The organism is Mesorhizobium sp. M7A.F.Ca.ET.027.03.2.1, assembly GCF_003999175.1.
In the GTDB taxonomy this organism is placed as follows: Bacteria; Pseudomonadota; Alphaproteobacteria; order Rhizobiales; family Rhizobiaceae; genus Mesorhizobium.
The window spans coordinates 1-5,188 of record NZ_RZOM01000381.1; the positions used below are offsets into that span (position 1 = coordinate 1).

Genomic DNA, 5,188 nt, shown 5'->3' on the forward strand with positions numbered 1-5,188 from the left:
CTGAGCGGTGGCTCGGCGGCGTCGACAATGGCCAGCATCGCCGGCCCGGTGGCCTCTGGATCGCCGGCAACGGAATTGGCGCGGCGCTCTGCCATCTTCGCACGGGCGGGCGCATAGGCCTCGATCGGCTGAGAGATCTTGGCCGACGGGCCGGCCCAGTCGGTGGAGAAGCCGCCCGGTTCGACCAGCGTCACATGGATGCCGAATTCCGCGACCTCGATGCTCAGCGACTGGCTGAAGGCCTCCAGCGCCCATTTCGAGGCGTGGTAGAGGCCGAGCGAGGCAAAGGCATTGACGCCGCCGATCGACGAAATCTGGATGATGTGGCCGGAACGCTGCGCCCGCATGATCGGCAGTGCGGCCTGAGTGACCCACAGCGCGCCGAAGACATTGGTTTCGATCTGGTCGCGAGCTTCCTGTTCGCTGACCTCCTCGATGGCGCCGAAATGGCCGTAGCCGGCATTGTTGACGACGACGTCGAGCCGGCCAAAACGCTTGTGCGCCTCGGCGACTGCGGCATCGACGGCTTTCTTGTCGGTGACGTCGAGCTTTATCGCGGCAATCCTGTCGCCGTATTTCTCGACGAGATCGGCGAGCGTGCCGGCATCGCGGGCGGTGGCCGCGACGCTGTCGCCGCGCGCGAGTGCAGCCTCGGCCCAGACGCGACCAAAGCCCTTCGACGATCCGGTGATGAACCAAACCTTTGATGTCATGATCTTGGAGTCCTTGCCCCTGCGGGCGTGATTTTGCGTGAAAGCGGAGGCTTCTCCGCTTTCGGGCATATACGGTCCGTCCTCTGATTTTCCAGAGGCGACCGGAATCTTTCGAAAAAGACGCCTGAATTATCAGGGATAATTCACCTGAGACGACCACGCCGGATCCTCGTGCTTCTCCCAATAGAGCGCCATCAGCCGGCTGGTGATCGGTCCGACCTTGCCGTTGGCGATCGCCCCGCCGTCGATCTCGGTCACCGGCATGATGCCGCCCGCGGTCGAGGTGATGAAGACCTCGTCGGCCTCGCGCAATGCAGTGACGCTGACATCGGCCGCGGTGGCGGCAAGACCTTGTTCGGCGCAGAGATCGAAGACGGTGCGGCGGGTTATGCCCGGCAGCACGCCAATGGAAGGCGTCGACAGCTTGCCGTCCCTGACGCAGAAGACGTTGAAGCCCGGACCCTCGGCGACATTGCCGTTGAAGTCGAGGATCAACGCGGTCTCGGCGCCGCGATCATAGGCATCGTAGAGGCCGCGCACCAGATCGAGCCAGTGGTAGTTCTTGATCGCCGGGTCGATCGAGGCCGGCGGAATGCGCATCTTGTCGCTGATGGCGACACGCAGGCCGCGCTGCAACTGCTCGGCATTGGCGACCGAGCCGAACGGCACGGCGAACGCCATGAAGCGGTTGACCGCCTGGCGCGGGTCGCGGCTGAAAGTCGGCGAGGCGCCGCGTGTGCACAGCATTTCGACATAGGCGGCGTGATGACCGGACAGCGCCACGCAATTGTGCAGGATTTCTGTCACGCTGTCGCGATCGAAGGGAATGGTCATGCGCAGCTTTTCCAGCCCGCCGAAGAAGCGCTCGAGATGCAAATCGAGGCGGAAGAAGCGGCCATTCCAGACATGCACGGTGTCGTAGGTGGCGTCGGAATGCAGAAAACCCCAGTCCAGCACCGAGATCTTGGCCTGCGACATCGGCAGGTATTGGCCATCGAGGAAGGCGACGCCCTCGGGATAGGAGTGCGGGTCGACATGGCGGTCGCCAACCACGGGCAGTTGCTTCTCGTCCTGTGTTGCCAATGTCCGGCTCATCGGGGCCTCCTGTCACGCAGGCGAGAGGCTAGCGGCGCTGGGCAGAAGGCATAGTGCCACCCGCCCGGCGCTGTTCGGCCTCCATGACGATCTGGCCGATACATTCGATCGCGATTGCCCTATCGTTCCGGGTCTGAACGGGAGGGGAAAATGGGTAGGTTTGGGGCCGTCACAGCGGCAATGATGATGTTCGCCGCTGCGGGCGACGCCCGCGCCCAGTGCGCGCGCGAAGGCGAGGAATTGTGGCAGAGCGGCCAGACCTATCGCTGCGAGAAAACCGGCGGCGAATTGACGGCGACCTTCCAGAATGTGCCTTGCGCGGTGAACGTGCCGTCGCTGAGCGGCACCTGGGTAGGCAATGGCCACCAGAGCCCGGCCGGTGAAGCCGGCGCCGACTGGGCGATCGTCATGACCATCAACGATGGCAGCGCGTCGATCGATTATCCGTCGCTCGGCTGCGGCGGATCGCTGTCGCAGAGATCAAGGGACGACATTTCGGCGGAATACCACGAGAGCATCACCTACGGTCAGGACAAGTGCATCGACGGCGGCAACATCACCGTAAGGTTTTACAAGGGCAATCTGTCCTGGATTTGGGTCGGCCACGCCGATGGCCAGCCCTACAATGCGGTCGCCGTGCTGAAGCGGAAGTAGCCGTGGTCATTCCTCCTCGTCGTCGGCGTCGAGCAGGCGGGTTGCGCGCCAGCGGGTGAGCACGATGTTGGTCGGCTCGATGACAAAGAAACGCGCCGAGTCGCGGTCATAGCCTTCGCTCAGCAGTTTTTCGTAATCGGTGTGCATGTGGCGGATATGGGCAATCGTCGCCAACCATACGGCGATGCCCGGCGGCAAGGTCTTCATGTGGACCGCGCCGGCGTCGCCGCGGATCTTCTCCATGTCGGCATAGGGCGCCAGCGGCAGAAGAGCGGTCAGCGCCTTGGCGATGGCGCGGCGGCGGCCGGTCGGCGCTGTCATCGCCGGGTCCGATCGGGCTCGTCCCGCCCTTCGATGGTCGCTTCCGCTATGGCGTCGGTCGAGACGAAATAAGGTTTGATGTCGATGACCGGCGTGCCGTCGAGCACATCGATACCGTCGAGGTCGATGCGGCCGGTGTGTTGGTCGAGCGCGACGAGCCTGGCGATGTGCAGCCCGATGGGGTTGGGGCGGGCAGGGGAGCGCAGCGAAAATACACCTTTCGCTTCAGCGGCATGGCGCGGTTTCTGCACAATCAGGTCCCGCGGCGCATGATGCAGCCAGGATAGGATGATGACGTGGCTGGCGCGCTCCAGCCCCTGCAGGCCACTTCGGTAGGCTGTGTCGATGGTCAGCACCGCCTTCTGCCCGGTCTCGCGCGCGGCGCGCATGTTCTTCGGGCAGGTTTCGCGCGTCGTCCATGGCGAGGCAATGCGGCCGATGAAGACGATCCCGCCATCAGGCGGCATCAAGGCCGGATCGTTCTCCAGCCTCTGCTCGCCTTCGCGCGCCTCGAACATCTCACGCGTTTCAGTCATGGTCCACGTCTCTTAAAACGCCACACAAGCGGCATTTTCTTGTCCGGAAGCGACATAGCGCTTGCAAGGTCGCTAAAATCGACATAAACATATGTTTATATCTTTTCAAAGAGAATACGCTGATGCATGTCTCGCTCGACACTATGGTGGATACGTTAAAGGCGGCGGCCGAATCCAGCCGATTGCGCATACTGGCACTTCTGTCGCGCGGTGACCTCACGGTTTCCGATCTTACCGAAATTCTCGGCCAGTCGCAGCCGCGCGTTTCGCGGCACCTGAAGCTGCTTCTGGAGGCCGGACTGATCGGCCGCTATCAGGAAGGGTCGTGGGCCTTCTTCCGCCTGTCGGATGCGGATTCCGCGCGTGACTTCGTCATGGGGCTGGTTTCCGGCATTCGCGGCGCCGATCCGCAGGTCGAACGCGATCTTGAGCGCCTGGCCTCGGTCAAGCGCAAGCGGCAGGACCGGGCGGTCGCGTATTTTTCCGTGAATGCGGCAAGCTGGGACCATATCCGATCGCTGCATGTGCCGGACCGCGCCGTCGAAGCCGCAATGCTGAAACTGGTCGGCAAGCGGCCGTTCCAGTCGATGCTCGATCTCGGCACCGGCACCGGGCGGCTGCTTGAAATCTTCTCGCCGCTTTATCGGCGTGGTGTCGGCATCGACATGTCGCGCGAGATGCTGACCGTGGCGCGCGCCAATCTGGACAAGGCCGGCGTTTCGAATGCGCAGGTTCGGCAGGGCGACATCTTCGCGCCGCCGGTCGAGCGCGATGCCTTCGATCTCGTCACCATCCATCAGGTGCTGCACTACCTCGACGATCCCGCCCGTGCCATCCACGAGGCGGCGCGGCTTTTGCGTCCGGCCGGACGCCTGGTCATCGTCGATTTCGCGCCGCATGCGCTGGAATTCCTGCGTGAGGAGCACGCGCATATGCGGCTCGGCTTTTCCGACCGGCAGATCGCCGACTGGTTTTCGGAAGCCGGCCTCGATCTTGAAGACAGTCAGGAATTCGAGCCGCGCGGCGGCAACGAGGCCAGGCTCACCGTAAAACTCTGGCTTGGCCGCGACCGGCGCCTCTTGATCGCCGATCCTTCCAACGACACAAGGCAGATAAGGGAAACCGCCTGATGAACCAGTTCCGCTTTTCCCGCCGCCCCGACATTGGCGATAAGGTCCGGGTTTCCTTCGAATTCTTCCCGCCGAAGACCGACGAGATGGAAGCGAGGCTGTGGGAGACGGTGACAAGGCTGGAGCCGCTGAAGCCGAAATTCGTCTCGGTGACCTACGGCGCCGGCGGCTCGACGCGGGAGCGCACCGCCCGCACTGTAAAACGCATCCTGACGGAAACCGCCATTCCTGCCGCGGCGCATCTGACCTGCGTCGGTGCAACACGCGACGAGGTCGACGCGGTCATTCAGGATTACAAATCGATCGGTATCAACCGGTTCGTGGCGCTGCGCGGCGACCCGGCCTCCGGCGTCGGCGAACCGTATCGGCCGCATCCCGGTGGTTACGAGAACGGCGCGGAGCTGGTCGCCGGGCTCAAGGCGATTGCTGATTTCGACATCTCCGTCGCGGCTTATCCGGAAAAGCACCCGCAAAGCCCCGATTTCGCCACCGACATCGAGATGCTGAAACGCAAGGTCGACAATGGCGCGACGCGGGCGATCACCCAGTTCTTCTTCGACAACGATCTCTACGAGCGCTATGTCGAGCGCGTCCGCCGCGCCGGCATCTACATCCCGATCGTGCCGGGTATCCAGCCGGTTCACAGTTTCAAGCAGGTCGCGAACTTTTCCGCGAGGGCGGGCGCGCATGTGCCCGGCTGGCTGGCGGAGCGTTTCGAAGGCCTCGACCGGGACCCGCA

The 5,188-nt window shown here is 63.5% G+C and carries 7 protein-coding genes; 3 read left to right on the forward strand and 4 right to left on the reverse strand.

From position 1 onward, the window contains the following. A partial coding sequence (locus EN750_RS17535) for an SDR family oxidoreductase (RefSeq protein ID WP_145967743.1) occupies positions 1-713 on the reverse strand: 713 nt, incomplete at its 3' end. A 132-nt stretch (positions 714-845) separates the two neighbouring features. Next, positions 846-1,808 (reverse strand): D-amino acid aminotransferase, encoded by a 963-nt coding sequence (locus EN750_RS17540; RefSeq protein WP_127397159.1) that lies wholly within the window; start codon positions 1,806-1,808, stop codon positions 846-848. A 150-nt stretch (positions 1,809-1,958) separates the two neighbouring features. Here EN750_RS17540 and EN750_RS17545 point away from each other — a divergent pair, with 150 nt between their 5' ends. Next, entirely contained in the window at positions 1,959-2,462 is a 504-nt protein-coding gene (locus tag EN750_RS17545; RefSeq protein ID WP_127397160.1) for a hypothetical protein, read from the forward strand. 6 nt (positions 2,463-2,468) lie between these two features. Here the strand turns inward: EN750_RS17545 and EN750_RS17550 are convergent, their stop codons facing one another. Together EN750_RS17550 and tsaA are read right to left on the reverse strand one after the other, a co-directional pair. Beyond that, the gene (locus EN750_RS17550; RefSeq protein WP_127397161.1) at positions 2,469-2,783 is read right to left on the reverse strand and encodes a DUF2293 domain-containing protein; all 315 of its coding nucleotides are present in this window, start codon (positions 2,781-2,783) and stop codon (positions 2,469-2,471) included. After that, positions 2,780-3,319, reverse strand: coding sequence for a tRNA (N6-threonylcarbamoyladenosine(37)-N6)-methyltransferase TrmO (gene tsaA / locus EN750_RS17555; protein WP_127397162.1), 540 nt, complete (start codon positions 3,317-3,319; stop codon positions 2,780-2,782). The genes EN750_RS17550 and tsaA overlap by 4 nt, the downstream gene beginning before the upstream one ends. 122 nt (positions 3,320-3,441) lie before the next feature. On the opposite strand from tsaA, the gene EN750_RS17560 reads away from it, so the two are divergent. Continuing rightward, a complete protein-coding gene (locus tag EN750_RS17560; protein ID WP_023813166.1) occupies positions 3,442-4,449 on the forward strand; it encodes a metalloregulator ArsR/SmtB family transcription factor in 1,008 nt (335 codons plus the stop codon). Beyond that, a partial coding sequence (gene metF, locus EN750_RS17565; RefSeq protein WP_127397163.1) for a methylenetetrahydrofolate reductase [NAD(P)H] occupies positions 4,449-5,188 on the forward strand: 740 nt, incomplete at its 3' end. The genes EN750_RS17560 and metF, both read left to right, overlap by 1 nt.

Coding starts and splice junctions, on each gene's coding strand:
- EN750_RS17545 (WP_127397160.1), top strand. CDS start 1,959: ATGGGTAGGTTTGGGGCCGTCACAGCGGCAATGATGATGTTCGCCGCT.
- EN750_RS17560 (WP_023813166.1), top strand. CDS start 3,442: ATGCATGTCTCGCTCGACACTATGGTGGATACGTTAAAGGCGGCGGCC.
- tsaA (WP_127397162.1), bottom strand. CDS start 3,319: ATGACTGAAACGCGTGAGATGTTCGAGGCGCGCGAAGGCGAGCAGAGG.
- EN750_RS17550 (WP_127397161.1), bottom strand. CDS start 2,783: ATGACAGCGCCGACCGGCCGCCGCCGCGCCATCGCCAAGGCGCTGACC.
- EN750_RS17540 (WP_127397159.1), bottom strand. CDS start 1,808: ATGAGCCGGACATTGGCAACACAGGACGAGAAGCAACTGCCCGTGGTT.